The 26,924-nt window shown below is 59.5% G+C and carries 20 protein-coding genes and 2 tRNA genes; 10 read left to right on the top strand and 12 right to left on the bottom strand.

Annotation, left to right across the window (positions count from 1 at the left end):
• The first annotated feature begins 5 nt into the window (after positions 1 to 5).
• Positions 6 to 971 (top strand): hypothetical protein, encoded by a 966-nt coding sequence (locus Q0K10_RS02790; RefSeq protein ID WP_294502884.1) that lies wholly within the window; start codon positions 6 to 8, stop codon positions 969 to 971.
• Here the strand turns inward: Q0K10_RS02790 and Q0K10_RS02795 are convergent.
• The 7 genes from Q0K10_RS02795 to lysS all read right to left on the bottom strand — a co-directional run bounded on the left by Q0K10_RS02795 (position 964) and on the right by lysS (position 9,123).
• Entirely contained in the window at positions 964 to 2,145 is a 1,182-nt protein-coding gene (locus tag Q0K10_RS02795; RefSeq protein ID WP_294502885.1) for an AGE family epimerase/isomerase, read from the bottom strand. The two genes, Q0K10_RS02790 and Q0K10_RS02795, sit on opposite strands and share 8 nt — an antisense overlap.
• A 90-nt stretch (positions 2,146 to 2,235) precedes the next feature.
• On the bottom strand, positions 2,236 to 3,153 hold the full coding sequence (locus Q0K10_RS02800) for a DUF2807 domain-containing protein (RefSeq protein ID WP_294502886.1): 918 nt from the start codon (positions 3,151 to 3,153) through the stop codon (positions 2,236 to 2,238).
• Positions 3,154 to 3,259: 106 nt separating this feature from the next.
• Positions 3,260 to 4,390 carry a hypothetical protein gene (locus tag Q0K10_RS02805; protein ID WP_294502888.1) on the bottom strand — a complete coding sequence of 377 codons (1,131 nt, stop codon included), beginning with the start codon at positions 4,388 to 4,390 and terminating at the stop codon, positions 3,260 to 3,262.
• Positions 4,387 to 4,770 (bottom strand): hypothetical protein, encoded by a 384-nt coding sequence (locus Q0K10_RS02810; RefSeq protein WP_294502889.1) that lies wholly within the window; start codon positions 4,768 to 4,770, stop codon positions 4,387 to 4,389. Before Q0K10_RS02810 ends, Q0K10_RS02805 begins: the two co-directional genes overlap by 4 nt.
• A complete protein-coding gene (locus Q0K10_RS02815) occupies positions 4,767 to 6,908 on the bottom strand; it encodes an MlaA family lipoprotein (protein ID WP_294502890.1) in 2,142 nt (713 codons plus the stop codon). The genes Q0K10_RS02810 and Q0K10_RS02815 overlap by 4 nt, the downstream gene beginning before the upstream one ends.
• 115 nt (positions 6,909 to 7,023) lie before the next feature.
• Positions 7,024 to 7,572, bottom strand: a complete 549-nt coding sequence (gene yfcE, locus Q0K10_RS02820; protein WP_294502892.1) for a phosphodiesterase — start codon at positions 7,570 to 7,572, stop codon at positions 7,024 to 7,026.
• A 15-nt stretch (positions 7,573 to 7,587) separates the two neighbouring features.
• A complete protein-coding gene (gene lysS, locus Q0K10_RS02825; protein ID WP_294502893.1) occupies positions 7,588 to 9,123 on the bottom strand; it encodes a lysine--tRNA ligase in 1,536 nt (511 codons plus the stop codon).
• Positions 9,124 to 9,469: 346 nt separating this feature from the next.
• Here lysS and Q0K10_RS02830 point away from each other — a divergent pair, with 346 nt between their 5' ends.
• Positions 9,470 to 11,773, top strand: a complete 2,304-nt coding sequence (locus Q0K10_RS02830) for a sodium-translocating pyrophosphatase (RefSeq protein WP_366942938.1) — start codon at positions 9,470 to 9,472, stop codon at positions 11,771 to 11,773.
• A 71-nt stretch (positions 11,774 to 11,844) separates the two neighbouring features.
• Positions 11,845 to 12,225, top strand: a complete 381-nt coding sequence (locus tag Q0K10_RS02835; RefSeq protein WP_294502895.1) for a hypothetical protein — start codon at positions 11,845 to 11,847, stop codon at positions 12,223 to 12,225.
• 7 nt (positions 12,226 to 12,232) lie between these two features.
• Here Q0K10_RS02835 and Q0K10_RS02840 read toward each other — a convergent pair whose 3' ends face one another.
• Positions 12,233 to 13,600: an MATE family efflux transporter gene (locus Q0K10_RS02840; RefSeq protein ID WP_294502897.1), complete on the bottom strand. Its 1,368-nt coding sequence runs from the start codon at positions 13,598 to 13,600 to the stop codon at positions 12,233 to 12,235.
• Positions 13,601 to 13,770: 170 nt separating this feature from the next.
• Here Q0K10_RS02840 and Q0K10_RS02845 point away from each other — a divergent pair, with 170 nt between their 5' ends.
• The 4 genes from Q0K10_RS02845 (at position 13,771) to Q0K10_RS02860 (ending at position 17,580) form a co-directional block, all read left to right on the top strand.
• Positions 13,771 to 14,814: a Gfo/Idh/MocA family oxidoreductase gene (locus Q0K10_RS02845; RefSeq protein WP_294502899.1), complete on the top strand. Its 1,044-nt coding sequence runs from the start codon at positions 13,771 to 13,773 to the stop codon at positions 14,812 to 14,814.
• A gap of 190 nt (positions 14,815 to 15,004) precedes the next feature.
• Entirely contained in the window at positions 15,005 to 16,687 is a 1,683-nt protein-coding gene (locus tag Q0K10_RS02850) for a solute:sodium symporter family transporter (protein WP_294502901.1), read from the top strand.
• Between the two features lie 129 nt (positions 16,688 to 16,816).
• A tRNA-Cys gene (locus Q0K10_RS02855) sits at positions 16,817 to 16,890 on the top strand.
• Between the two features lie 129 nt (positions 16,891 to 17,019).
• A complete protein-coding gene (locus tag Q0K10_RS02860) occupies positions 17,020 to 17,580 on the top strand; it encodes a hypothetical protein (protein WP_294502903.1) in 561 nt (186 codons plus the stop codon).
• A 66-nt stretch (positions 17,581 to 17,646) separates the two neighbouring features.
• Here Q0K10_RS02860 and Q0K10_RS02865 read toward each other — a convergent pair whose 3' ends face one another.
• A complete protein-coding gene (locus Q0K10_RS02865) occupies positions 17,647 to 18,564 on the bottom strand; it encodes an aldo/keto reductase family oxidoreductase (protein ID WP_294502904.1) in 918 nt (305 codons plus the stop codon).
• 181 nt (positions 18,565 to 18,745) lie between these two features.
• Here Q0K10_RS02865 and add point away from each other — a divergent pair, with 181 nt between their 5' ends.
• The 3 genes from add to Q0K10_RS02880 all read left to right on the top strand — a co-directional run bounded on the left by add (position 18,746) and on the right by Q0K10_RS02880 (position 20,816).
• Positions 18,746 to 19,753 carry an adenosine deaminase gene (gene add, locus Q0K10_RS02870; RefSeq protein WP_294502906.1) on the top strand — a complete coding sequence of 336 codons (1,008 nt, stop codon included), beginning with the start codon at positions 18,746 to 18,748 and terminating at the stop codon, positions 19,751 to 19,753.
• A gap of 213 nt (positions 19,754 to 19,966) precedes the next feature.
• Entirely contained in the window at positions 19,967 to 20,569 is a 603-nt protein-coding gene (gene rpsD, locus Q0K10_RS02875) for a 30S ribosomal protein S4 (protein WP_294502909.1), read from the top strand.
• A gap of 171 nt (positions 20,570 to 20,740) precedes the next feature.
• A tRNA-Thr gene (locus Q0K10_RS02880) sits at positions 20,741 to 20,816 on the top strand.
• Positions 20,817 to 21,076: 260 nt separating this feature from the next.
• On the opposite strand, the gene Q0K10_RS02885 is transcribed toward Q0K10_RS02880, so the two are convergent.
• Genes Q0K10_RS02885 through Q0K10_RS02895 form a run of 3 tightly spaced genes read right to left on the bottom strand, consistent with a single transcriptional unit; the run spans position 21,077 to position 26,372 of the window.
• The gene (locus Q0K10_RS02885) at positions 21,077 to 22,630 is read right to left on the bottom strand and encodes a sodium/solute symporter (RefSeq protein WP_294502911.1); all 1,554 of its coding nucleotides are present in this window, start codon (positions 22,628 to 22,630) and stop codon (positions 21,077 to 21,079) included.
• 6 nt (positions 22,631 to 22,636) lie between these two features.
• Positions 22,637 to 25,294 carry an FG-GAP-like repeat-containing protein gene (locus Q0K10_RS02890; RefSeq protein ID WP_294502915.1) on the bottom strand — a complete coding sequence of 886 codons (2,658 nt, stop codon included), beginning with the start codon at positions 25,292 to 25,294 and terminating at the stop codon, positions 22,637 to 22,639.
• A gap of 16 nt (positions 25,295 to 25,310) precedes the next feature.
• The gene (locus Q0K10_RS02895) at positions 25,311 to 26,372 is read right to left on the bottom strand and encodes a prepilin-type N-terminal cleavage/methylation domain-containing protein (RefSeq protein WP_294502918.1); all 1,062 of its coding nucleotides are present in this window, start codon (positions 26,370 to 26,372) and stop codon (positions 25,311 to 25,313) included.
• Positions 26,373 to 26,924: the final 552 nt, after the last annotated feature.

Raw genomic sequence — 26,924 nt, forward strand, 5'->3', positions numbered from 1 at the left:
TCACAATGATGCGCAGGCTGTTGTTCTCTCTTGTTCCGGCTTTTGCCGCAGCTCTGCCGCTCTTTGCGGAGGAGCTGCACGTATCGGCGCTCACGCCGGCTCCGGGGGATGCCGCCGCGTTCCGGAAGCTCGTTTCGAGTCCCGCCGTCGGCACTCCGGCCGCGGAGCTCGAGCGGCTGAAAGGGGCGCTTCTCCAGGCGAAAACGCCGGCGACTGAGCCGATTTCACTGCTGACCGATTCCCTCACGGGAAAACGGGTCGAATCTGAACAGGCCGGGACCCTCAATACGCTTGCATTTGCCGATTCCGTCACACGGCAACTGCAGATTCTCGTTTGGAATGCCGGTTCCGAACGCAGTTTTGCAGAGCTGAACATTCCAGACGCCGGCCGTTTCTTCGATTCGGAGCGGGTCGATATGCGGCAGAAACGGCTCCTGACGGACGAATCATCGCGTGTCGTGATCGACCGCGGCAATTATGCGGTTTCCGATTCGGGGTTGAGTTTCGGCGTGCCGCTGCCGCCGGGAGCTGCCGCGCTGATCGAACTTGCTCCGCCCGGAAAACTTTCCGACGCAGAAGCCGAATCCACGCCCACGCCCCGGACACCTGCCCGATCGGGGTTGGCTCCGGGTATCTTGTCGTTACGGACGGGAGATGGGCAGCGTCCCGAAGGAGTGATCATCGTGACGGCCGATCACCCGCTTCCGATGCGTTATCTCCCTCGTCGACCGGGAACCGGGAAGTTGCAGATCCGCTTCGACGCACGCTCCCGCACTGAAGGTGAACTTGAGCTGACGGTCAACTTCATGCAGCGTCAGAAATTTCTCTCCGTCCGGAAACTGAAAGCCGCGCCTGGTGCGGAGTGGCAGACATTTTCCGAAACCTACCCGATTCCGGCGGGCACCACCCACGTGAACTGCACGATGAAGGGCGGTCCCGCCGAGGTCACGGGAATCGGGATGGTCAATTGATCCCGGCGATTTCCCGCATCAGGGTCGAGGACTTCATGAGGCAGCGCGGCAGATGGAAGAAGGTTTTCCATTTGCCGCCCTTGAGCATGTTGTTCGGTTCTCCGCGCCGGTCGAGGTAGGCGAACCACTCGCCGTATTCCGGATCGGGGAAATGGCTCCACGCCCACTGGTCGATCGTCTTGAAATGTTCGAGGAAACGTTCTTCCCCGCTGAGCTTGTAGGCGAAAAGCGCCGCGATGATCGCCTCATTGTGCGGCCACCAGAGCTTCATGTCGTGCTGAAGCTCCAGGTGCGGTTTCCCGAGCGCATCCATGAAGTAGAAGATGCCGCCGTAGACCGGATCGGTTCCGAAGTGGAACAGCTCATCGACGTAATCGCACGCCTGACGGATCAGCTCCTTGTCGTTGATTCGCTCGGCATACTGGAGCACGAACCACATCGATTCGAGTCCGTGACCCGGATTCACAAACCGCCCCTCGCAGCTTTCGAGGTCGAACGTTCCGTCCGGATTCACGTTCTCGAAGAGCACTTTGAGTTCGGGATTGTGGAAGAGTTTCATCACCGTACGCACAGCGCGATCGGTCTCCCCGTCGAATTCATCGCTGCCGAGACACTCCTTCATCACGCAGCCGAGATTTGCGAGGATCATGTACGAACCGAGGCTCAGCCGTTTCGGCGTCCCCTCAAGCAGCTTGTTCCACCGTCCCTTCGGATTGTCGAGCCGCCGGATGTAGCTCCGCATCGCCGACCGCGCCTCGGCACGGTAGCGCTCCTCCCCCGTCGCGGCAAAGAGCGCCGCCGCTCCCATCGCCGCGAAGCAGTCCGAAAAGATGCTGTACTGCGCCATCGACGGCACCCCCTGCCGGTTCAACGCGAAGTAGTAGCTCCCGTCTTCCGTGCGTCCATGTTTGTAGAGGAAGTCGAAGCCGTCGCGCGCGATCTTCAGATACTCCTCGTTGCCGGCTCCGAACCGGCTGCGGTAGAGCTCCGCAAACATGTAGACGATCCGCCACTGCATCCACATGTATTTCGTCGTATCGTAGACAGAGCCGTCCCTGTCCAGCATCGTGAAGTAACCGCCGAACTGCTCGTCCACACAGTTCTTCTGCCAGAATGGAATCACATCTTGCGTCAATTCGTTCTCGTACCGGTCGATTGTCGCCTTCCAGTCCATCTTCTTCCCTTTCCTCACTTGTGAATTATGATGGTTAAATCATTTTAGTTATTTGAAAAAAAACGCAACAGTTTTGAAGCCTGATGAAATTCAGTTCCAGTTTTTGAGTCGGGAGCTGCCGGAGATGCGGATCCCGGAAGTGTCGATTTCTCCCCGGTACTTGAGGGACGAGCCTCCGGAGAGGTCGCCTTCGAGCTTGTCGGTCACTTCGAGTTTGAGCTTGGAGGCGCCTGAGACGGCGATTTCGGCATTTTTGACCTGAACGGCTTCTCCTTTGGAGCCGCCGGAGAGGCGCGCCGCAAGAGAACCGATGGTGCCGCGCAACTTGGCGTTGCTCCGGTCGGAGACCTCCATCTCGGCGGAATCGAACTCTCCGCCGCACTCTGCGCGGCTGTCGCCGGTCAGTTTCACGACCAGTTCCCGAAATTTTGCGCCGGGCATCTCGAATTTCCCGCCGTCGGTGATTTTGCAGACGAATTTCTCCCCTTCGGCCGCGTCGATCCAGGAGCGGCTTTTGCCGATCGACTTGAACTGCGCAGGCATGCCGGTGGTGGAGATTTCGATCGTCATGGCTTCGACGGGAGTTTTTTTGCCGGTGTAGCGGATCAGCATGCCGTTGCGGGGTTTTTCAACCTTCACAAAGCGCGCGAACTCCGGAGCGATGGCGATGCGACAGCTGTTTTCTGCGGCGCGGCACTGCAGATGCAGCTGCCACGCCCCGGCGATCGAAAGATGCTCCAGCTTCGAGAAGGGGTATTCCTGGATTGCGGGATCGGCGGCGATCTCTTCGTCAACTTCTTCGGCCAAGGTTTCGAAATCTTCTTCCCCGGGAGTTTCCTCCGTCGCCGGCGTTTCATCCTTTTTATCCGGAGCCGGGGTATGCGGGTGGAGCGTTGCGACCGGTTCGGCCGTTTCGCCGCCTTTGCGGAAGAGCAACACCAGAATCACAATCAGTACCGCGACACCGAACAGAAACAGCGAGTGGGTGATGAAGCCGGTAAAAAACATGACGAAACCTCCTCTGTAATCCGTTGTGCTGAACGGCAGACACTGTATAATATAGCCCGCGATTTTCAATTTCCCAATGATTGCGGGGAAAAAGAGAGATTTTTCCTCATTTTTCCGCAAGCAGTTTCAACAGTTCGCTTTCCGCTTCCGGTGTGACGGGGCGGGATTTTGCACCGGCCGGAACAGTTTCCGGCTCTTCGCCGGTCGCAGCGAGCAGCCGGAAGTGAGCCAGACGCCATTGCAGCACCGCTTCGATGAGGGCGGATCGGGATTCCACGCTGCTGTCCGCCCGGAGACGCGCCGCCTCACAGGCGTTCCACGCTTTCCGGAGCTGATTGTAACAGAGTTCGACTTCGCACACGATTCCGGCGGCGGAACCGAGCGCGGCCAGGTCCCGGAGATCCCGGTTCGGAGAAGCGAGCTGAAGCGCGGCCAGCTTGCGCGGAAGCCGGTAGAGCGCCTCCGCCAGCATCGGCACAGCGGCGGGATCGTCCCCGTAAAGGCGCCGGACTTGCGCGGGAAACTCCGCCGGAATCGCCAGGGGGGCGCTTTCGCTGCGTGTCATGACCGCTTTGCGCTGCAATTCCACGAGCGGCGTATCGAGTTTCCGCGGCATCGGCAGGGTGGAGCGGTCGAATGAGAGCAGCATTTCGTTGTCGAATCCGGTTGCAATCCGGAGTTCCAGCAGCAGTTCCGCCTCCTGCTGGCGCAGTTCCGGAGTGCCGACTCCTCCGGAAAGATCGATCTTTTCCCGAACCGCGGCGAGTCTGGCCCAATTCCCCGCTCCTGAACACTGCAGCAACTGACGGATCCGCGGTCGTCGCTCGTCGGAGAGTTCCGAACCGGGCGGCGCAGACAGAACATGATTGTACGCGATCGCTCCGTCGAGCAGGTCGAGGGCATTCTCCGGGGAAGGCGGCGTGGAGGAGCGGTATTCCGCCTGGATCCCGGGCAGCCGCAGCAGCATGGTATTGTGCACATGTTCCGCTGCGATCCGACGCAGGGAGTCGACCGTTTCGAGTTCGAGCAGCTCCGTGAGCGACACTTCGAGCGCATCGCGAAGGCCGAAACCGGAATGCTCTTCCGCTTCGGAACTCCCCTTATCACTCACTCCCGTGACGGCTTCTTCGACGGACGGCTGAATGGATTTTGCGCGGACAAAACCGGAACAGCCGGTTGTCCCCAGCAGGCAGACAACCCCAAGTGCGGCAACCCCTGTTCTGAAAACGGAATTCATGGAGTCGGTGCTGTGAATTTCAGGATTTCCGGCTGCCGTTTCTCCGTCGAGACGGAGACGGAAACGGTCGGACTCATGAATTCTCCCTCAAAAAAGACCGTGATGATCTTTTCCGGCGCCTGCCAGCTCACTTCCGCGGTTCCTGAGCGGTCGTCCGTGTAGGTGATTTCGAGTTTGGGTTCGGTTTGCTGGACGAGCCGGATCTCCTCCTTCGAAACCATTTTTCCCGGTTTGACGAGCATCGCGCGGGCGGCTGTGACCAGATGCGCCTCCTCCTCCTGCGTGAGTGCCTCGTAAGTCACGTCGTTCACGGTGATGGTCGGCGCGCAGCCGCAGATGAGAAGCAGCAGAGCCGCTGTGAGGGAAATGCGATTCTTCATTTTTGTCCCTTTTCGCTGATGGGTTCCGGGAGTTCCGCCATTTCAAGCAGCGTCTCCTGAACGGTTGTTACGTAGAGATTCCCGAGATGGCCGCCGTGATCGAACCAGGTCAGCCGGCTGCCGAACGTCCGGTCGAGGAACTCCCGGTCGTCCTCGGAAAGCAGAAAATCGTCGTAATTGTGCACCACCCGGATTCGCGGATTCCGTTCGAGATCGGGTGCGAAGTCCCGCAGTGTTGATGCCGCATAAAGATCTTCGAGGGTCAGCGGAGCAAGTTCCGGCGCGATGATCTTCTCCGCATAATCCTCAAATCCGAACCGGTCGACCTCGCGGTAGAGCGCGGCACGCCCGCTCCAGCTGTACGGCGTCGAAAGCGCCGGAATTCCCCGGTCGCGATGCACGGAAAGCAGCACGCCCCGCATCGACATCTTGAAATACAGCGCCGCGATGTAATCGGCCTCCTCCTGCGAGATCGGAACGCCGTAGTTGACCGGTTTCTCCCCGGGATTCTCCGGATCGTAAGGCGGATAGGATTGCGACATCGCCCCCATCGCCTTCCCTGCGATCGCAAGCACGGTTTCGGTCGCTTTCGCCGCGTCCCAGTCGGAACCGGTTCCGGCAAGTTTGTCAGCCTGTTTCATCGCGTAATGCAGATCCACCGGAGGATTGATCGCGACAAAACGGTCGATTCCGAGCCGGTTGCCGGAACGCGCTTCAAGTTGTGCGACCTTCAGCGTGTGCATCGCGCCGAACGAGTAACCCATGAGCGCAATCCGCGTCGACGCCGGATCGAAGAGCTCCGCCTCCTTCAGGTCATTGAGCACGAGTTCGATCGCGCGGTGGACATTCTGCCCGTCGCGCGGCAGAAAACCCGGCAGCCTCCCGCCGGTCGCCTCGCAGAACTGCCAGGTGAAGGTGCTGTCGAGCGCCGCGACCGCCCAGCCGTTGCGGTGAAAAAGTTCCGCGAGCGCGAGAGCCGTCCCGCCGAAGTAGTTGCCGCCGATGCCCGGCAGCAGAATCAGAAGTTTGTCCGGACGGCGTCCGTCAAGATCGGCCAGAAGCGGACTCTTTTCCAGTGGTTCTTCCCCCTTCGATTCTTTCCCGGGAGGCTCCGCCTCCCAGAACCCGTATTCGAGCTCCGGAGCCTCCTCGCCGGCGAGGCGGATCTCCCGTTTGTCACACTTCTTCTCGAAGTCGCCGTTGAACACGGAGAGTCGGAAATACCACGGGTCGTCGTTGTTCTGCGGCTGGAACATTGCCACGCGCATGGAGTCGAGCACCGGACTCTGCGGCCGGTAACCGGGGATCGTCCGCCACAGCGCGGTGTACTCCTTCGGCTTGATCGGCGGCGGGACATCGGGCGGCAGCTCCGGTTCAACTCCGGCCGCGCGCGCTTCGGCCGCGGCGTTCTGCGCATGGTAGAAGAACATCTTCTGGAGCAGGTGGCGGCGCAGCAGCGCCATCTCGTGGAAGGTGCGGTATTTGTCCTGGCTGCCCCGGACGGTTTTCTCGTAGACGCGATGCGCCACGACCATGCGGTTCAGCGCCGTCGCATATCCGGCATAGGGGATGTAGGTCTTGATGTCGAACGCCATGTCGAAGATGCTCGCGATGCCGTCCCGCACGTTCAACGTCGACATGAACGGCAGAATGAGTGTGCAGCCCGGGCCGATCCCCCACGCCGCGAAGGTCTGGCCGAAATCCGACTCGGTCGAATAAATGTCGAACCAGGCCGCCGCCGGATCGAAGAGCCCGGCGATCCCGATCGTCGTGTTGATGAGAAAACGGCAGAGCTCGTCCCAGGAGCCCTTGAACTCGGCGCGGAGCAGCGTACTGAAGGCTCGCGTCGGAAATTCGAGGTTCACGCAGAGGTTGTTGAACTTCTCAATCGCCGGACGCGGCAGGATCGACGTGTAGACCCGCCCGAGCGGATCAACCACGTAGTTCATTCCGAAATCCGTCACCGCGAACATCGAACGGTTGAAGCCTTCGATCGGGTCACGCCCCGACAGCTCAAAAACCAGTTCGCTCGGTGTCCACGGCGCTTCCGCCGGCGGCGGTTCCGGCCCGGAGGCGCACCCGGCGGCGACGAGCAACGCCGCAACCGGTGCGATCAGGCGCATCAAGAGCAATTTCATCCCCCTGCCATCCTTTTGCGTTTCCAGTGGTTATCGCAAACTAATATAGCGCGCATTCCCGCAAATGCAACGGAGCAGTCTCCGTTTTCCCGCCGCTTTCGCGGTCCGGTCCGGATCACAGCTGCATGGCGAACATCTCTTCCCCGGTTTCGAGGGAGAGCACCTGCAATTTCCCGTCCGCATAGAAGCCGTAACTCGGCTCAAATCCTCCCTTCGGCAGCGAGGTCGAGCCGGGGTTGAACGAGATGATCCCGTTTTCGAGCGTTTTCAATTCCGGAATGTGCGTGTGTCCGCAGACGAGGACGGAACCCGCTTCCAATGGCGGCGGGTTCCCTGGATTCCAATGGTGGCCGTGCGTGAGGAAGAAGCGGCGTCCCCCTTCGAGCAGCGTCGCGTATTCCGAGAGAATCGGAAATTCCAGCAGCATCTGGTCGACTTCGCTGTCGCAGTTGCCGCGCACGGCCGTGATCCGTCTTTTGAGCCGGTTCAGTTGTTCGACGACCCGCGGCGGCGCGTAGTCCGGCCGCAGCGGGTTGCGGGGGCCGTGATAGAGCACGTCTCCGAGCAGCACAAAGTGGTCAGGCGCATGTGCGTCGATTCTGCGCATGAGCTGTTCGACGCTGTCGGGCGAACCGTGTACATCCGAGAAAAAGAGAATCTTCACCGCGGATTCCCCCGGTTACTGCTGCTTCTTGAGCCGCATCTGCGGGAAGAGCAGCACGTCGCGGATCGTCTCGGCGCCGGTCAGGATCATGACCAGACGGTCGATGCCGATCCCCATGCCGCCCGCCGGAGGCATGCCGTACTCGAGCGCGGTGAGGAAATCCTCGTCGACCTTGTCCGAGAGCTTGTCACCCGGCTGCTTGTTCTTTTCGAACTGCTCCATGAACCGCTTGCGCTGAAGAATCGGGTCGTTCAGTTCGCTGTAAGCGGGGGCGACTTCGACGCCGTTGATCCCGAGCTCGAAAACATCGACGTAGTTCGGATCGTCCGGACACCCTTTCGCGAGCGGCAGGAGTTCGACCGGCAGCCGGCAGACGAAGGTCGGCTGGATCAGCGTCGGCTCGACCATCTTCTCGTAAAGTTCGTTCGTCACTTCGAGGTCGGACATGCCGTCCGGAATGTCGAGGCCCATTTCGCGGCCGCGTGCGACGCGCTCTTCCGGCGTGATCTTGAACCAGTCGGCGCCGCCCTTCTCCTCGCAGAGTTCGTTGTAGGTCGCGCGTCGCCACGGCAGCGTGAGATCGATCACCTTGCCGTTGCCGTGGTCGATCTTCAGCGTGCCGACCGTCTTCATCGCGACGGTCGTGACGAGAGACTCGATGAGCTCCATCATCGTGCGGCAGTCGCCGTAGGCCTGGTAGACCTCCATCATCGTGAACTCCGGATTGTGGCGGCGATCCATGCCTTCGTTGCGGAAGTTGCGGTTCAGCTCATAGACCTTCTCGAAGCCGCCGACCAGCAGCCGCTTGAGGTAGAGTTCCGGCGCGATGCGCATGTACATATCCGAAGAGAGCGCCTCGTAGTAGGTCTTGAACGGATTGGCCGAGGCGCCGCCCGCGATCGGCTGGAGCATCGGAGTCTCGACCTCCATGAAACCGCGGCTGTTCATGAAGTTGCGGATCTCCGCGAGGATCCGGCTGCGCAGTTTCAGCACCCGGAAACTCTCGTCGTTCATGATGAGGTCGAGGTAACGCTGACGGTAGCGCTGCTCGACGTCCTGCAGCCCGTGGTACTTCTCCGGCAGCGGCCGCAGCGACTTCGAAAGCAGTGTGCACTCCTTCACGCGGATCGTGAGTTCTCCCATTCGGGTCACGAAGGTCGGTCCGTGCACGCCGATGATGTCGCCGATGTCGAGTTTGCGGAAGAGGGCGAACGCCTCGTCTCCGATCTCGCTCTTGCCGACGAAGAGCTGGATTCGGCCCGTGCTGTCCTTGATGTCCGCGAAGATCGATTTGCCCATGCCGCGTTTGGCCATGAGCCGTCCGGCGACGGTCACTTCCGGACCGAATTCGCCGCCTTCGGCCGGGGCGGCTTTTTCGCGCACACTCTGGACCGACTGCGCGCCGGGAAACGCATGGCCGAAGGGATCAATTCCGGCTTCCCGGAGCTCTTTCACCTTCGCCACACGCTGCTGCATTAAACTATTCATCTCCTGCTCGGAACCGGCGGCTTCCGCCGGTGCGGCCGTGTTGTTCAGATTTTCTTCGCTCATTTGAGATTGTCGCTCCATCGTTTTTTTGGGATTATTTTGCCATAAAATTAATGTAACACCATTCCTCTTATCTTGCAATTCGAAAAAATGAAACTATTTTAGTTCGAGTATGGTTTTTTCGGAAAACGGAAAAACCGGATGATTTTCCTCCATTTCTCCGTGTGGAAATGTGGAAAGTTTCGGAGCGCCGGTCCGGTTCCGGTCCGGCGGCAACACATAACAAAAGGTGGTTCGGATGAAAAAAATGTCACTCTCGTGTCTGCTCCTGGCTCTGGGAGCGATCACCGCCGTCGCAGCCGGGGAGATTCCTCCCGCCGGGGAGGAGGCGGTCTCGATGACGTGGGGAATGCCCTCAATCTGGTGGTCGGCACCGTTCGCGGCGATCCTCGCAATTCTGATGGCGCGTATCTTTTACAAGAAGATGATCGCTGCCGACGAGGGGAGCGACCGGATGAAGGAGATCGCCGGCTATGTCCGCCAGGGCGCGATGGCCTATCTCTGGCGGCAGTACAAGGTGGTCGGCATTGTTTTCATCATTCTTTTCATCATTTTCGGGATTCTGGCGATCTTCGGAATCCAGAATCCGTTCGTGCCGGTGGCGTTCCTGACCGGCGGTTTCTTCTCGGGACTCTGCGGCTACATCGGCATGAAGACCGCGACCCGCGCCTCGAACCGCACGGCACAGGCCGCGAGTGAAGGGCTGAACCGCGGACTTCAGGTCGCGTTCCGTTCGGGCGCGGTCATGGGCATGGTCGTGGTCGGATTCGGCCTGATCGACATCTGTCTCTGGTATCTGATTCTCGACAAACTCGTCTACACCTCCGCCCACATGGCGAACGGCTTCTCGCTCTTCGGTCTTGATCTCGTTGCGCAGGGGTGCACCCAGTCTGAAAAACTCGTCCACATCACGACGACCATGCTGACCTTCGGCATGGGCGCGTCGACCCAGGCGCTCTTTGCCCGTGTCGGCGGCGGCATCTACACGAAGGCGGCCGACGTCGGGGCGGACCTCGTCGGCAAAGTCGAAGCCGGCATCCCCGAGGATGACCCGCGCAATCCGGCCACCATCGCGGACAACGTCGGCGACAACGTCGGCGATGTTGCGGGCATGGGCGCGGACCTCTATGAATCCTACTGCGGCTCGATCCTCGCGACTGCGGCGCTCGGCGCGGCCGTCGCCGCCCAGAGCGTGAGTTTCGATGCGGAACAGGCGACGAAGCTGGTTCTCTCCCCGATGATCGTCGCGGGATTCGGTACGATCCTCTCGATTCTCGGCATCGGTCTCGTGCGCTGCAAGGAGGGGGCTTCGCAGCGGCAGCTGCTGCGCAGTCTGCTGACCGGAACGCTCGGCAGTTCGATCTTCGTGCTGATCGCGCTGCTGTTCCTGATCTTCCTCGGCTTCATCACCTGGGGCGTCTTCGGCGCGGTGGTTTCCGGTCTCGTCGCGGGCGTCATCATCGGACAGGCGACCGAATACTACACGAGTGCGGAGTACAAACCGACCCGCGGCATCGCATTCCAGGCGCAGATGGGACCGGCAACCACGATCATCGACGGTCTGGCGACCGGCATGTATTCGGCCGGGCTTCCGGTTGTGACGATCGTACTCGGAATTCTCTGCGCCTTCGGCTTTGCGGGCGGCTTTGCGGATGAGCCCGGCGCGTTTGCGCAGGGACTTTACGGTGTCGGTTTCGCGGCGGTCGGCATGCTCTCGACCCTCGGAATCACGCTGGCGACCGACGCTTATGGGCCGATCGCGGACAACGCCGGCGGCAACGCCGAAATGTCCGGACTTCCGCCGGAAGTCCGCCAGCGCACCGACGCGCTCGATTCGCTCGGCAATACGACCGCCGCGACCGGCAAGGGATTCGCGATCGGGTCGGCCGCGCTGACCGCGCTCGCGCTGCTCGCGAGCTTCATCGAAGAGGCGAAGATCTGGATCGGCAAGTTCGATTCCGGTTTCGGAACGGGAATCGACGTGGCGGAGGCGAGCAAGATGTCGCTTCTGAGCTTCGTCGACAAGTATCAGCTCACGATCATGAATCCGCTGCTGATCGGCGGGCTCTTCATCGGCGGCATGGTCGCGTTCCTCTTCTGCGCGATGACGATGAAGGCGGTCGGCCGCGCGGCGGGTTCGATGGTCGAGGAGGTGCGCCGTCAGTTCCGGGAGATCCCCGGCATCATGGAAGGCAAGGCGACTCCGGACTACGCGAAGTGCGTGGCGATCTCCACCGCCGGTGCGCAGCGTGAGATGGTTCTTCCCTCGCTGCTCGCGATCGCGATTCCGGTGGTGACCGGGCTTGTGCTCGGCATTCCTGGCGTGATGGGGCTGCTCGCGGGCGGGCTTGCGACCGGATTCGTCCTCGCGACGATGTTGAACAACGCCGGCGGCGCCTGGGACAATGCCAAGAAGTACATCGAAAACGGCGCTTACGGCGGCAAGAAGCTGCCCGACGGCAGCAAGAACCCGACCCACGGCGCGGCCGTCATCGGCGATACCGTCGGCGATCCGTGCAAGGATACGAGCGGTCCGGCTCTGAACATTCTCATCAAGCTCATGAGCATGGTCTGCATCGTCTTTGCGCCGGTCATCATCAAGTTCTCCCCGGTGATCCAGGGGTGGCTTGGAATCAGCGGAATCCTGAAGTAATTCCGTGTATCGCGAAAAAGCGCCGCGTCAGCAACGGCGCTTTTTCTTTTTCCGGAGGTGAGAGAAGAGGTATGAGAAAGTTTCTGTTGTTGGCGCTCGCGGCGATGTTGTGCGGCGGCTGTTCGGCGTTCCGGGCGATGTTCGACGAGGATCCCGCCGTTACGCAGCAGAAGCGCGAGCGTGCGAAGCAGCGCCGCGTGGAACGGATGCGTTCCGGCGCGGACGACGGTGTCTTCCCCGCGCTTTTCTCTGGTTCAGAGAAAGAGGATACGCTTTATGTCAGCGGTTCTCTCACGCCCGCGGAGCGGGCCGTGCTGGAGGGCACCGAGGCCGCCTCGAAACGACGGAATCCCGCCGAGAGCGAAGTGGAATCGATTCGGCGCGAGAACCGCGAACGGTCGGACAAAATTTCCGATCAGGTGTTCGGCGGCGGTTTGAGGGACCTGTTCTGAACGCCGGCTACGGAGTGCTGGAGATTTTTCGAATCCAGGTGTAGCGGTTCAGCTTGACCGCTGCGACCGCGCACTTCAGCACCTGATCCGATTTCAGGCAGACGAAGACGATCAGCGGCGAGCAGTGAAAGACGAATGCCGCCAGTGCCGACGACGGCAGCACGATCAGCCACATGAAAATCAGGTCGTTTTTGAGAACGAAATCGGTCTCTCCTCCCGCGCGGACGATTCCGACGAGTGCGGGCATCTGGTAGGCGGTTCCGACCGTAGTGACCGAAAGCACCGTCATGAAATCGAGCGAGAGCCGGGCCGATTCAGGCGAGAGTTCCGAGAACAGCAGCAAAATCGGATCCTTGAGCAGAAAGAGCGCCGCTCCGCTGCAGCTGCCGATCAGCAGAAAAAGCAGCTGAAACGTTCGCGTATAAGGTTTGACGAGGTCGAGTCTCCCCTCGCCGATGTTCTTCCCCGTCATGACCGCGGCGGCGCTGGCGGAAGCCATGACGAAGACTGTGATGATCTGAAACACTGTGGTCGCCACCGAATTCGCCGCGATTGCGCTGCTGCCCATGTGGCCGAGGATTCCGGTCTGGATCGCCATGGCGATCCCCCAGAATGCGCCGGAGACGAAAACCGGGGAGCCGACCCGGATATAATCGCGCAGCATCCGGCGATTCAGTTTGCACAGGACGTGGGGCAGCCGCAGCTCCACCTTGCGGTCGATGAGACGAACGTAAGCCGCGATCAGGCCGAGTTCGAGCAGTCGGGCGCACAATGTTGCGATTGCGGCTCCCGCGCAGCCGAGCTCCGGGAAGCCGCCGTTGCCGAAGATCAGCAGATAGTTCAGCGTCACATTCGTTACGAAAGTGACGATCGAGAGGTAGAAGCTGATCCGGACCGTCTCCACGCTCCGGAGCATGATCATCAAAATCTGCGAAATCGCGAAGACCGGGTAGGAGAATCCGATGATCCGCGCATATTTCGTCCCCTCGGCGATGATTGCCCGGTCGGAAGTGAGCAGTCCGAGGATTGTTTCCGGAATCAGCAGAACCAGCAGCGAGAGCAGCAGCGCGAGGCCGATCCCGATCCGGAGTGCGATGTTCGTGACTTCGCGAATCGGCTCGATCTTCCCCTCACCCCAGCTGCGGGAGGAGAAAATGAGCGCCCCCTCCGCCACGCCGAAGACCAGCATCTGCAGCAGGAACTGCACCTGGTTGAGCAGCGCCACTCCGGAAAGCGCGGTCTCCGAGTAGCGCGACAACATGATCGCATCGGCGAGGTTCACCGCGAAAACGATCGCACTCTGCAGCGCGATCGTCGCGGTCATCGAGAAGAAAACGAGGTAAAAGCGGCGGTCCCGCATGAAAAACGTCGACATGACAAGGAATCCTGTTCCATCCGGTTCTGATTGCAGATAAGCGCCCGGCGTTCGTTCGCGTCGGCGTCGCATTTAAAATACAGCTCCGGTCCGGCCGCGTCAAGTTGACTTTCTCAGGAAACGGGAATATCTTTAACGGAAACAACCGATCATAAGGAGAGGATTCTTTCATGATACGTTTTGCGACGATCGGCACGAATTTCGTGACCGGCTGGATGCTGGAAGCCGCCCGGAGCTGCCCGAAACTGCACTACGCGGCGGTCTATTCGAGGAGTGCGGAAAAAGCGCGGGAGTTCGCCTCCCGTCACGGGGCGGAGGCGATTCACACGGATCTCGACGCGCTTGCGGACGATCCCGGCGTCGACGCGGTCTACATCGCGAGTCCGAACTGTATGCACTTCGAGCAGGCCGCGCGGATGCTTGCGCACGGCAAGCATGTTCTGTGCGAAAAGACGATTACCTCGAACCGGCACGAACTGGCGCGGCTGCTGGAGATTGCGGCGGAGAACCGGGTGATTCTGCTCGAAGCGATGCGTTCGGTCTTCGACCCCGGCTTCCGCGCGATCGAGGAGAATCTCCATAAACTCGGGAAGATCCGGCGCGCGAGTTTCCAGTATTGCCAGTACTCCTCCCGCTACGACAAGTTCAAGGCCGGGATCGTCGAGAATGCGTTCAATCCGGCGCTTTCCAACGGCTCGCTCATGGATATCGGGGTCTACTGCGTGCATCCGCTCGTGAAACTCTTCGGGCGGCCGGACCGCATTGTCGCCGACGCGGTGTTTCTCGACAACGGCGTGGACGGCGCCGGGACGATCCTCGGGAGCTGGAAGTGCGGCATGCAATCCGAACTGCTCTACTCGAAGATCACGAACAGCCGGGTTCCGAGCCAGATCCAGGGGGAGGCGGGCAGCATGATCATCCGCGAGATCGCCAATCCGCACGAGGTGACGATCATCCGCAACGACGGCACGAGCGAGTGCGTCTACTCCCGCGCCGACAAGTCGAGCAACAACATGGTTTACGAACTCCGCGAATGGTGCCGGCTGATCCGGGAGGGGAACGGGGAAAACCCGCACAATCGCGCTTCTCTGCTTGAACTCGAAGTGATGGACGAAGCGCGCCGTCTGACCGGAATCCGCTTCCCTGCGGACGAGGCGTGGAAAGAGTGTTCCCGGCCGCAGGTTTTCCGAAGTTTTCCTCAAAACGGCGATTGAAATTATTGGAAATTCATGATATATTCCACCACACGGCACAAGTATGGGAACAAGGCTGCCGGTTGCCCGATACAGCCGTGCAACACCCCTGCTTTGCAAAACAGCAGCGAAGCTTAATCAGGGGAAGCCGGACGTTACACCGCGGATTTCGTGGACGTCCGGCCGCCCGCAGTCAGGAAAGGATGGTTTTATGCAGGCTATCTGGTTCACATTGATTTCATTTGTTTTCTTCACCGGCCTGGTCGCCGTTCTGACCTGGCTGGCGACCCGCGGGGAGGATCTCAAAACTCAGAAAGGCTACTTTCTGGCCGGGCGTTCTCTGACGTTTCCCGTGATCGCTGGATCTCTGCTGCTGACGAACCTCTCGACCGAACAGATGGTGGGGTTGAACGGCGATGCGTTTACGGCGGGGCTCTCGGTCATGGTGTGGGAGGTGGTTGCGGTCGTCGCGCTTGTGGCGATGGCGCTCTTTTTCCTGCCGCGCTTTTTAAAGAGCGGAATCGCGACGGTGCCGCAGCTGCTTGAAATCCGGTTCGACAGTACGACGCAGATCATCTGCAATCTGATCTTCCTCATCGCCTACATGACGATTCTGCTGCCGATCATTCTCTACACGGGTGCGCAGGGGATGGCGAGTATTCTGAATCTGCCGGAGCTGACGGGGATTCAGAATGAGACGACGCTGCTGTGGCTTTCGGTCTGGGTGATCGGTCTCATCGGCTCGGGTTACGCGCTGCTGGGCGGATTGCGGTCGACGGCTTTTTCGGATATGCTCAACGGGATCGGGCTGCTGGTCGGCGGATTCCTCATCACGTTCCTCGGGCTCAAGCTGATCGGCGGTGACGCGGGATTCCTCGGCGGCCTCAAGACGCTTTCGACGGAAATTCCGGATCGTCTGAACTCCATCGGCGGACCCAGTGACCCGGTCCCCTTCTGGAACATCTTCACCGGCGTTCTCATCATCAACATCTTCTACTGGTGCACGAATCAGCAGATCATCCAGCGGACACTTGCGGCGAGCAACCTCTCCGAGGGGCAGAAAGGGGTGCTGCTGACCGGACTTCTGAAGCTGCTCGGGCCGATCTACCTGGTGCTCCCTGGAATCATTGCCTATTACGTGTTCGTGGTGCAGCGCGGACAGGATGTGAAATCGGTTCTCGCGTATGGAACGCTGGTCCGCGAGGTGCTGCCGTGGTGGCTGACGGGATTCTTCGCCGCGGTGCTGGTCGGGGCGATTCTCTCAAGTTACAATTCGGCGCTGAACAGCACCTGCACGCTGTTCAGTCTCGGAATCTACAAGCGGCTGTGGAAGCCGCAGGCTTCGGAGATCGAAGTCGTGCGTTCGGGCAAATACTTCGGCTGTCTGATCGCGGTGATCTCGATGGTGGTCGCGCCGCTGCTGGCGGGGCAGGACAGCATCTTCACCTATCTTCAGACGATGAACGGCATCTACAACATTCCGATCTGCGCGGTGGTGATCGTGGGGTTGCTGAGCAAACGGACTCCGGCGATTGCGGCGAAGATCGCGCTGGTGGGCGGAGTGGTCATCATTGCGCTTGGAGTTTTGGCGTTCCCGGATCAGGTGACGCGGGTGTTCAGCGGCCAGTGGCACTTCTTCGGGGTGGTGTTTGTGCTGCTTGTGGCGATCATGCTGTTTTTCGCGTATGCGTTTCCGCGTCCGACGCCGTGGGTGCACGTGGATTCCGGCGAAGTGGATCTGCATCCCTGGAAGTATGTGGTTCCGTGCGGAATCGCGCTTCTGGTGCTGGTGGTGCTGATCTATGCGTTCTTCGCGGACTTCTCGGTTTTGAGTGAAAGTGTGAACGTCGTGGCGACGCCGGAGTCGGCGGAGGCGGTTGTCCCGCTCCAGTAATTCGGAAACATCTCCTTCTCCCCGGACAAATCGAGCGGGGGAGAAGGAGAAATCCTCATTATTTTGAAAAAAATTGAAAAACGGATTTGCTTTTTCGGAAAGTTCAGTTATAGTATACCCTCGTCACGAGGCGTGGTAGCCAAGAGGTTAGGCAGCGGTCTGCAAAATCGCTTAGACCGGTTCGATTCCGGTCCACGCCTCCATTTTTTTTGCTCGCGAAAGAGGTTCCGGGCAGATCTTCCCTTTCCCGTTTGCAATTCCGGGACGGCGGAGTATGGTAACTCCCGATCCGTGCACAAGAGACCGCGGCAATCTTAACTGGGAGCAGAAACGTGAGAAAGATAATGATTGTGAAACTGGTGATTCTGCTGGTTTTCGTTCTGCAGGGCGTTGTGAGCGGTCTGAGGTTTCCGGAAGAGATTCTCGCGCGCGGCATTGTGACGCCCGGCGGCGGGGAGGGTTCCGCGCACTGGCTGAATCTGGTGTTTCCGGCTTTTGTCGCTTTGGTTGTGCTGGCGGGGAACACAGGCGTATATTTTCTGGGACTGTTCGTCTTTTCCAGAAAAACACTGGCCGAAACTTTGCAGCGGAACGGCTTCCCCGCGGGAAAGATCATCCCGTTTCTGGATTTCACCTGGATATGGCTTCTATGCTTTTCGACCGCCGCGGTGTTCGGCCTCATCGTCTGGATTCGCAGCGTGATCCTGAATGCTCCGGAGCTGCTGTTGTACTCCATTTTCTATTTCGGATTCACCGGGTATTTTGCCGTTCTGTATTGCTGTTTCTGCACGAAATTCAGTGACGAACAGCAGAGAAAGTATCTCTTCGGCGCATACGTCAATTCCGGGATCCGTTCTCTCTTCCGCAAAGTCAAAGGAATTTTCCGCGCATAATCGCGAGGAGAAACCAGAGCCCCTGTTGCTGGGGCTCTTGTGATGGTTGATAAAACGGAATTTTTTTTACGGCAGGCGGTTGCCGGCGGAACGGTAGATCTCGTACCACTCCTCGCGCGAGAGCACCACGTCGGCGCCCCGGCTGTAATCCGCGACGCGATCCGGACGGGTTGTCCCGATGATGGTCTGGATTCGGGCCGGATGACGCGCAATCCACGCGACGGCGGCCGCTTCGCGGGAGATTCCGTGCCGCTCCCCGATTCTGCCGAGCGTCCGGTTCAGCTCCGTGTAGCGCTCATCCACCAGAAAGTTCCCCTCGAAAAAGCCGAACAGAAACGGCGACCAGGTCTGGATCGTGATCTCCCGGAGTCGGCAATATTCGAGTACGCTGCCGTCGAACATCGTCCCTGCCGGCGTATTGATGTTCACGTTGAGCCCGCAGTCGACGAGCGAAGTGTGCGCCGGTCCGAACTGAAGCTGATTGACGATCAATTTCTGCGAGACGAATTTCTGAAGCAGTTCCATCTGCGCCGGATTTTCATTGCTCACACCGAAAAAACGGACTTTGCCCGAAGCATGCAGGGTTTCGAATGCCTGTGCGACCTCCTCCGGTTCCATCAGCGTGTCGGGGCGGTGAAGAAGAAGCAGATCGAGATGATCGGTCTGCAGCCGTTTCAAACTGCCGTCCACCGATGCGAGGATATGCTCTTTCGAGAAGTCGAAAAATCCTTTCCGGATGCCGCATTTGCTCTGGATCAGAAGATTCTCCCGCAGTCCGGGATGCTTCGCAAGCATTTCCCCGAACCGGGATTCGCAATTGCCGCCGCCGTAGATGTCGGCGTGGTCGAAGAAGTTGATTCCCGCTTCAAGTGCGGTAAAGACCAATGTTTCAAGTTTGTCTTCGGGAAGCTCCGCAATCCGCATGCACCCGAGGGCGACGGCGGAAGCCGCCAGTCCGCTTTTTCCGAGATCGATCGTTTTCATTCGAGTTTCTCCTGCTGCCGGGTGGACGAATCCCCCGGATCTGTTTTCTGTTGTCCGGATTACTATACCTCCCCGCCCGGTGATTGCAAGCGTCGGGATCGAATTCCGCCCTTTTCCGTGGATGGATCGGTTGAAGCTGAGTTGCGACCGGAGTATATTAAACGGAAAATGGAGGGAACGTATGGGGCCGGAATCCTGCTTTGATTTTGTAAAACTGCCGAAAACCGATCTGCATGTCCACCTCGAGGGCACGCTTGAGCCGGAGATGCTGTTCCGCCTCGCCGGGCGCAATCACATTCCGCTGCCGTGGAAGAGTCCCGCGATGCTGCGGGAAGCCTGCCGTTTCCGGGATCTGGCCGGATTTCTTGCGATCTACTACAAAGGGTGTGAAGTCCTGGTGACGGAACAGGATTTTTACGATCTTGCGCGCGCCTACCTTGAACGGGCGGCCGCCGACGGGGTCGTCCATACGGAATTCTACTTCAATCCGCAGCTTTTCTGCCGGGAGTCGACGCCGCTTGCGGCGATCATGCGCGCGATTTTCTGCGCGATGGATGAGATGCGCGACCGGATTTCGTCATTCTACATGGGGACCGTCATGCGAACCCGTCCCGTGGAGGAGGCGCTGCGTGCGCTCGACGAGCTCGCCCCCTGGTATGACCGGATCGTCGCATTCGGCATGGGCGGCGCGGAGAACGGCAATCCGCCGTCGCGTTTTCAGCGCTATTTCGACGCCTGCCGCGAACGGGGATTCCGCACCTGTGTTCACGCGGGGGAGGAGGGCCCCGCCGCATACGTGCGCGAAGCGGTTGCGCTCGGGATCGACCGGATCGATCACGGAAACGCGGCGATTCAGGATCCGGAGCTCGTGCGGCTTCTGGCGGAGAGACGGATCCCCTTGACGATGTGTCCGATTTCAAACCTCCGGCTCAACGTCGTGAACGAGCTGTCCGGACATCCCTTGAAACGGATGCTCTCCCGGGGGGTGTGCGTCACGGTCAATTCGGATGATCCGGCCTATTTTCTCGGTTACGCCAGTGACAACTGGGCCGCGGTTCATCGCGCACTTGATCTGAGCGGCGCGGAGTTGCGGCAGCTCGCGTTGAACGGTGTCGAGGCGTCGTTTCTGCCCGAAGCGCGGAAAGCCGTCCTGCGGGAGAAAATCAAACGCGTGTTGCCTTCGGCGTAGCCGTTTTGAAGTCGCCTTCGGCGGATGTTTTTGCGACTTTTCGTGAAAAATCCGGTCGAAAGCGCTTGACGAAGAGGGGAATCTGTGATATTTTAAGTTTTCTGTACCGATCGGATTCCGGGCCCCAATTTCATATTGCAGGCTTGACACCCGGATTCCGCGTTATTAAAAACGTTCCGGCAAGGTTGCCGGGCACAACGAAAGGGATTGGTTATGCCAACCGCAAGTCGAGCGAAACACAAATTCTGTCGTCGCGTGGGACAGTGCATCTGGGGAGATGCGACCTGCCCGAGCGTGAAGCGTCCGTATGCGGCCGGTCCGCACGGCAAGGGCCGCCGGGTGAAGCTCTCCACCTACGGCGAACTGCTCATGGAGAAGCAGAAACTCAAGAACTACTACGCGATCAGCGAAAAGCAGCTGCAGATTGCTTACGCGAAGGCGAAAGCCGGTATGGGTCAGGCTCATGAAAAGCTGTTCCGCAGCCTCGAGCAGCGTCTTGATGCGATGGTGTACCGTGCCGGTTTTGCACCGTCGATTTTTGCGGCGAAGCAGTTCGTGAACCACGGGCACATCCTTGTCGACGGCAAGCGGGTTGACCGCTCCAGCTATCAGCTCAAGGAAGGGCAGACGATTTCCATCGACGCGGCCAAGTCTCCGGCGATTGCCGAGATTGCGAAGAAGGGGAATGCGACGATTCCTCCGTACATGGAAGTTGATCTTGAGAACCTCAAGGCGACTCTGACCCGCGCGCCGCAGCTGGAAGAGATTCCGGTCAGCGTGAAGATCATGAGCGTCATCGAATACTACGCTCGTTAAGCGATTGAAATGGTGTTCGGAAACCGGCCTTCCCGGCCGGTTTTTTTATGGGGCTTTTCATAATCCGGTCTGTTCGGTCAAGGATCATTGACCGAACCGAAAAAATGGAAAAAAAAACCTTCTAGTGAGGTTGATTTTTTCAGAAACAGGGTTATTTTATTGAGACGACAGGCCAATGTAGCTCAGTCGGTAGAGCAATTCACTCGTAATGAATAGGTCATCGGTTCGATTCCGATCATTGGCTCCAGTTTTGATTCTGCAAGCCGGGCGTTTACTCCGCCTGGCGTTTTTTATGCCGAAATTGCGGGAAACCCCATCCCGCACCACCATTTGCGGATCGGGAACATACACCATGGCAGGATCAAGTCCCCTGCATGAGTCGAGCTGCAGATCCGCCGGAAGAGGGCGCGCAATCCGAAGGCATGCGCAACGTTGAAACTTCTGAATGCTCCGGGGTGAGATACCGTGGTGACGGGTGGAGTCGGTCATTCATCCCCGGAAGTGATATCAGGAGGAGGCCGGAGGCGAGTTTTTCCGTTTTCCGCCGAATCCAAAGCTGCCCGGCGGCAGCGTCCAGACGGTCAGTCGATCCAGATTCCGGCGATTGCGCAGAAACAGGCTTGCGCCGAGCGCCACCGCCAGTGAAACCGCATTCACCACGATCGTCGCCCAGTACGAGTGAATCGGCAGGGAGAATCGATCCGGAAGCCAGTGAAATGAGTTCAGCATCAGATAGACGTTGCAGGTCAGCGCAACCGCTGTTCCGATGAGCATTGCCCGGTTGCCGACGCGCGTGGTGAAGAATCCGAGCAGGAAGATGCTCAGCACTCCGCCGCCGAACAGGGAGCCGATGATCAGCCCGAAATCGTTCACGCTTTCCTTCGGGATGTAGCAGATTGCGACTGCGCCGCCGATCATGAGGGCGCTGGCGATTCCGGCGATGAATTTGGCGATGAACAGGTACTCGCGGTCGCTGCGTTTCCGACCGAACCGTTTGACGAAATCCACCGTGCAGATCGTCGAAATCGCGTTGATCGAACTCGATTGCGAAGACATCGCCGCTGCGAGGCAGGCCGCGATGATCGTCCCGCCGATGAAGGGCGGCGTACGGGTCAGAATGAAGTGCGGCAGCACCTCGTCCGGCGCCATCGCCGCAACCGCCGGATCCGGAAATACATGGTAGAACGCGAACATGCAGCTGCCGAGGAAAAAGAAGCTCATCCAGGTCGGTACGCTCATGAACATGCAGATCAGCGTCGCCTTGCGTGCTTCGCGCAGCGATTTTGAGGCGATGTAGCGCTGTACCACGTTCTGATTGCCCGCGTATTCATTCGTGAAGTTGACCATCCCGAGCAGCAATACGACGAAAAAGGTGCGTTCGTTGAAGCCTCCGCGCAGGGGGCCGAGGCTGAATTTGTCGTATTCGATGCCGATGTCGATCACCTGTCCGAGCCCGCCAGGCAGATCCCACACCATGAGTGCGAGACAGAGGATTCCACCGCCGAGCAGGATAAAGGTCTGCACGACATCGGTCCAGACCACCGCCTCGATTCCGCCGAAGATGGTGTAGATGCTGACCACTGTTCCGCCGACCAGGATGATCCACAGGATCGGAATCCCGAGCATCCCCTCGATCGGAATCGATACCAGGTAGAGGATCATCGCGAGACGCACAAGTTGCAGCACCAGAAAGCTCAGAGCCGCATAGGAGCGGATTACGACTCCGTACCGCTTTTCCAGATATTCGAACGCGCTGGTCATCGCCCCCTGCCGGAAGAGCGGGATGAAGAAGATCAGCGCGATCCCCGCCACCAGCGGCAGCGCGAGATTCGTCACCGCCTGCCGGTAGTCGAGTACGTAGGCCGCCGCCGGAATCGCGAGGAATGTGACCGAGCTGATCGACGTCCCGAGCATGGATATTCCGATCGCCCACCCCGGGAACGAACGGTTTCCGAGAAAGTAGGCTTCCGTGCTGGTGTTTCTGCGGACGAACCACAGTCCCATCCCGGCCATCCCGGCCAGAAACAGAATGATTGCAACCAGATCCCAGAATCTGAACATGTTTTGTCACCTTTCCCGCGATTGTTCCCGGCGGATGCGCACGTCATCGCGGTAGAACCAGTAAATTTTTCCATCCTCAGCTCCGATGATCAGATCTTCGCGGCCGTCGCCGTTGAGATCGGTCGGGAACACGGAACTGTTGTGGGTGTGAAAATGGAAGCGTTCGCCGTCGGCCCGCTCGATCTCCAAAAGTTCTCCGAACCGGGGAGATTCATTGCTCCCTTCATTTCGGAACAGGCACGGTACCGCCCCCTTCGGCCGCGACAGCCGTTTGGGCCAGATCTCCCGGTAAACGCCGAGGTTGTGTCCCCAGAGCAGATCCCAGACCCCGTCGCCGTCCCAGTCGGTGACCGCCAGCTTGGCCCGTCCCCAGTGGCCCCGCACACCGCAGAGGCGGATCGGTTTCCCAGCGGTATCCGGCAGTTTCTGCACTTCGGCGATTTCAGTTGCCCCGGGGGCTGCGGGAATTGCCGCGGCCAGGTCGCCGTCCCAGTCCAGAAAGAGCAGCACCGCCCGTTTTTTTCCGCCGAATCCGTACCGGGCCGGTACAATCGCGGGACGAGCCCGCCACGCCGCCGGAAGCGGTTTCCCCCGGAAGAGAAACGGTGCGGAACGGACTTCTCCGGGATTTCCGGCCACGGGTCGGTACAAGATCATTTCCCCTTTGATATCGTTGGTGATGATCTCATTGCGTCCGTCTTCGTCCCAGTCGCCGATCGTCGGCTGAAGATACCCCCACCGTTGTTCATGGTACCCTTGAATCGAGCCCGACGGCCCCGCCTGATGGTGAACCACCTTTCCGTTTTCCCGCAGGTAAACCGGCGTGCCGTAGACGAGCGGGTCAGCGGTTCCCGGCCAGAAAATCAAGTATCCGGAGGCATCGCCGGTGATCAGATCCGGAGTCCCGTCGCCGTCCCAGTCGCCGCGTGCGGGTGTGACCAGGGTATCGGTTTCGACCATGCCGCCGCGCTGCAGCGCGGATCCGGTTTCGGTGAAGGTTCCGATGCCGTTCCCGCGGTAGATGGTGACTCTCCCCGGGTTTCCGGCGGCGATCAGCTCCTCGCGGCCGTCGCCGTCGACATCGGCCGCCCGCAGAGATTCGATCCAGTAGTTTTCGCGCATGTTCTTCTCCCGCAGCAGATCGGAGGCGGCTTCACAACGCATGGTCCCGTCGGAACCGGGGGCGATTTTCATTGCGAGCAGCCGGTCAACATCTCCCGCCGCAACCAGATAGAGCCCGTCCTCCAGACGCAGCAGTGCCGGTGCGGGGGAGGGAGGATAACTTTTCCACTGTACGGGCATGATCGTATCCCGTGCGAAAATCGGTTTCGGGGAGCCGAACCGGAAAATTCCGTCCTTTTGTTCCCCCTTCGCCCAGAAGAAGGGATAACGGTTCTCTTCGCCGAGCCATTTCCCGGCGATGTCGTAACCGCGCCCCGGCCCGCTGTTTGCCGCCTCCTGTCCGTTGAAGAACGAGATGCCGTCCGGTGCGTTGCGATCCCAGTCCTCCGGGTCGGCGGCAACCGCGACCAGGTCGGGCGTTCCGTCGCCGTCGAGATCGCCGATCACCCAGCCGCGCGGCGTGAGAGTTCCGAACGCCGTGGCGAATGAGCCGCCTCCCACCGGAATCGGAACGGCTGCGGCGAATTGCGGCGCTCCCGGTTTCCCGATGTTCCGATAGAGCACGAGGTTGCCGGGGAACGGCGTCCCTTCGCCGAGCGCCGCCAGATCGAAGCAGCCGTTCGCACGGCGCAGTGTCTGAAAATCCCGCCCGGTAAGCCCGATGCTCGTTCCCGAGTCGAATATCGGTACATCTTTCCGGTTCGCGTTCAAATTCCGGTAGAGCATGACCCGGTGTCCGTGAAAGCGCGACGAGCCGCTCACCAGCAGGTCGCGCGCTTCCGGCGAACTCCACGGCACGATTTCCGCCGTTCGCGCCAGCGGTCCCGCGATCGGATGAATCACATCCTCCGCCACGCGCAGCGCCGGATAAGGCAACTTCAACCCGGCGGGGCGCACGAAGCAGTCCTTCCGCAGAGTTACTCCGGAGGCGGAAAAATCACGTTTCACCTCCGATGCCGTCCACGCACGCCCGATTACCTGAAGTTCTTCGATCCTGCCCGAGAGAATCCGGAGCTGTCCGAGCTCCTGCCCGATTGAAATCCGGTTCCAGGGACCCGCCCCCTGCGGTACAGCCAGTACCGCGGAGGCTTCACCGTTCACATACAAGGTCAACTCTCTGGGCGTTCCCACCAGCGTCAGCAGGATTGGCTGGTGGAGCGGAATTTCCATCATGACCGCCGTACCCCGGCCCCGCGTTGCTGAACCGCGCACGAAGAGATACGGTTGTTTCCCCAGGATCCGGACCAGGCACTCCCCCGTTCCGGGCTCCCCTTGAAGCAGAATCACCCCGAATGGTGAATTCCGTGAATATTCGGCCCGCCCTTCCGCCGGCCATGCGTCCAGTGTCAGCTTCAGCCGCACCGTGAATTCTCCATCGAGCTGTCGCGGGAGCCGGAACGCGTCCGGCGCGGATTTCCCATCGAATTTCAGCTGTGACTTTTCCAACAGCGGCTCTTCGGTCATTTCCGCCGCTGCCACTGCCGTCCATGACAGCAAGGCGAGGCAGAGAGCTGCACCCGGCATTCGAAATCGATTCTTCATCCGTATTTTCCTCTCCTTACTCGCGCCCGAAATAGATGGCCCGATCCTGGATGTTGTCATAGATTTCAGGTTGCGGCGCCCCCGCCACGTGATTGTCGGCGAAGAGAATGTTGCAGCCGCGTTCATTGTAATGGCGTTCTCCGTGCCGGTCGTTGGTCGAGAAAGGATTTCCCGCCTCGTGCCAGGTCGCCTGTCCGAAGCCCGCGTAGGTCAGGCCGTCCGTCTGGTCGCTGAGCAAAATCGTCTGGCTTGGCGTCCTCAGGCGCGTCAATGGAATTGTGCCGGAGTAAAAGCTCCGTGCCCGCGTCGTCTTGTTGATATCCCCCACCAGATCCGCATTGATTCCATAGCAGGTGTAATAGATATAGGTGGTTCCGTTGAACTCCAGCGTCGCCGGCGTCAGCGTCTTTTCGGGTGCCGACGGGCATGCGAAAAGTTCCGATTTGTTCGGCAGCAGCCCCGAAACCAGCAGCATCTGATGCCAGGTCAGACTTGTGCGCGCCAGATCCTGGACCGCTGTCGGCAGTCCGTCGTAGGAATCCATGTAAAACACTTCGGATTGCCCCAGCTGGCGCAGGTTGCTGATGCAGTTTGAAGTGCGGGCGCTCTCCCGTGCCTTGTTCAACGCAGGCAGCAGCATCGCCGCAAGAATCGCGATGATCGCGATCACCACGAGGAGCTCGATCAAGGTAAACGCCGCTTTGACCGCTGCATGGTCGTGGGAAGCAGGGGGCGTGTCCGCCGCCCCCCGCACCCCCTGCGTCCGGCAAGGTGCCTCGTTGGGGAGCGTTGCATGGTCGTGGGAAGCAGGGGGCGTGTCCGCCGCCCCCCGCACCCCCTGCGTCCGGCAAGGTGCCGGTGCCGCGTACGGGGCGGAGCCGGACTTGGCTGCGGTCGGCCGGCACTGGAAGTAAGAGCCGCAAAAACGCGAACGGCTCTTCCCGCTTTTCTGCGGAAAGACCCATTCGCGTTTTTGCTCCACTTCGCCGCTTGCCGAGCGGAGACTCTGTTGCGGGGCGATGATGGACCGGAGGGGTGTTTGAGGGGTGTTCGGTACGGGGAGAGGCGCGGCTTCCATAGCCGCTTTCTCTCCCCCGACCCCCTCTCTCAACTGCCCGGTGCAAGCTGGAGAAGAACTGGATACTTGATGAGTTTTTGCCGCGAGAAGCTCGATGAGCGTAAACGCCCTTCGAGTCATTGTATGTTTGTGGACGGGAGAGGTGGAGACGGTTGCCGGCATCGGAAAAAAACCGGAGCGCAGCGGCCGTGACGTGGAGTCGGAAACGCCAGAGCGGGAACTTGAAGTTCCCCGGCGATGCAGGCAACAGGCAATGTACATGAGACAGATCTTCATGAGCCAAACCTTTCTGTAATGGAGTGCTGTTTTGATCCGATTCGGTCCGCCATTTTTAATTATAGCAAAGTTATCGGAGAAAAGCAAGTGTTTTTCTGAGAATATTGAAAAAAATAAAAATATTTTCAGGAAAATTTCTGAAATTTTGAGAAAAATGCAGATCTGTTGTGCGTGGATGGCCGGATTTCGATGGAACAGGGGGGGGTGCTGATACGGAAAATATTTAAAAATTTTCTGAAAATATATTGACATTTTCAAGAAAATAGAGTATAATGT

Source organism: uncultured Victivallis sp. (assembly GCF_944391105.1).
Taxonomy (GTDB): Bacteria; Verrucomicrobiota; Lentisphaeria; order Victivallales; family Victivallaceae; genus Victivallis.

What these genes read in the sequence shown, in the direction of transcription:
- Q0K10_RS02790 (WP_294502884.1), top strand. Translation starts at nt 6, where the DNA reads ATGATGCGCAGGCTGTTGTTCTCTCTTGTTCCGGCTTTTGCCGCAGCT.
- Q0K10_RS02795 (WP_294502885.1), bottom strand. Translation starts at nt 2,145, where the DNA reads ATGGACTGGAAGGCGACAATCGACCGGTACGAGAACGAATTGACGCAA.
- Q0K10_RS02800 (WP_294502886.1), bottom strand. Translation starts at nt 3,153, where the DNA reads ATGTTTTTTACCGGCTTCATCACCCACTCGCTGTTTCTGTTCGGTGTC.
- Q0K10_RS02805 (WP_294502888.1), bottom strand. Translation starts at nt 4,390, where the DNA reads ATGAATTCCGTTTTCAGAACAGGGGTTGCCGCACTTGGGGTTGTCTGC.
- Q0K10_RS02810 (WP_294502889.1), bottom strand. Translation starts at nt 4,770, where the DNA reads ATGAAGAATCGCATTTCCCTCACAGCGGCTCTGCTGCTTCTCATCTGC.
- Q0K10_RS02815 (WP_294502890.1), bottom strand. Translation starts at nt 6,908, where the DNA reads ATGAAATTGCTCTTGATGCGCCTGATCGCACCGGTTGCGGCGTTGCTC.
- lysS (WP_294502893.1), bottom strand. Translation starts at nt 9,123, where the DNA reads ATGAGCGAAGAAAATCTGAACAACACGGCCGCACCGGCGGAAGCCGCC.
- Q0K10_RS02830 (WP_366942938.1), top strand. Translation starts at nt 9,470, where the DNA reads ATGCCCTCAATCTGGTGGTCGGCACCGTTCGCGGCGATCCTCGCAATT.
- Q0K10_RS02835 (WP_294502895.1), top strand. Translation starts at nt 11,845, where the DNA reads ATGAGAAAGTTTCTGTTGTTGGCGCTCGCGGCGATGTTGTGCGGCGGC.
- Q0K10_RS02840 (WP_294502897.1), bottom strand. Translation starts at nt 13,600, where the DNA reads ATGTCGACGTTTTTCATGCGGGACCGCCGCTTTTACCTCGTTTTCTTC.
- Q0K10_RS02845 (WP_294502899.1), top strand. Translation starts at nt 13,771, where the DNA reads ATGATACGTTTTGCGACGATCGGCACGAATTTCGTGACCGGCTGGATG.
- Q0K10_RS02850 (WP_294502901.1), top strand. Translation starts at nt 15,005, where the DNA reads ATGCAGGCTATCTGGTTCACATTGATTTCATTTGTTTTCTTCACCGGC.
- Q0K10_RS02865 (WP_294502904.1), bottom strand. Translation starts at nt 18,564, where the DNA reads ATGAAAACGATCGATCTCGGAAAAAGCGGACTGGCGGCTTCCGCCGTC.
- add (WP_294502906.1), top strand. Translation starts at nt 18,746, where the DNA reads ATGGGGCCGGAATCCTGCTTTGATTTTGTAAAACTGCCGAAAACCGAT.
- rpsD (WP_294502909.1), top strand. Translation starts at nt 19,967, where the DNA reads ATGCCAACCGCAAGTCGAGCGAAACACAAATTCTGTCGTCGCGTGGGA.
- Q0K10_RS02885 (WP_294502911.1), bottom strand. Translation starts at nt 22,630, where the DNA reads ATGTTCAGATTCTGGGATCTGGTTGCAATCATTCTGTTTCTGGCCGGG.
- Q0K10_RS02890 (WP_294502915.1), bottom strand. Translation starts at nt 25,294, where the DNA reads ATGAAGAATCGATTTCGAATGCCGGGTGCAGCTCTCTGCCTCGCCTTG.
- Q0K10_RS02895 (WP_294502918.1), bottom strand. Translation starts at nt 26,372, where the DNA reads ATGGAAGCCGCGCCTCTCCCCGTACCGAACACCCCTCAAACACCCCTC.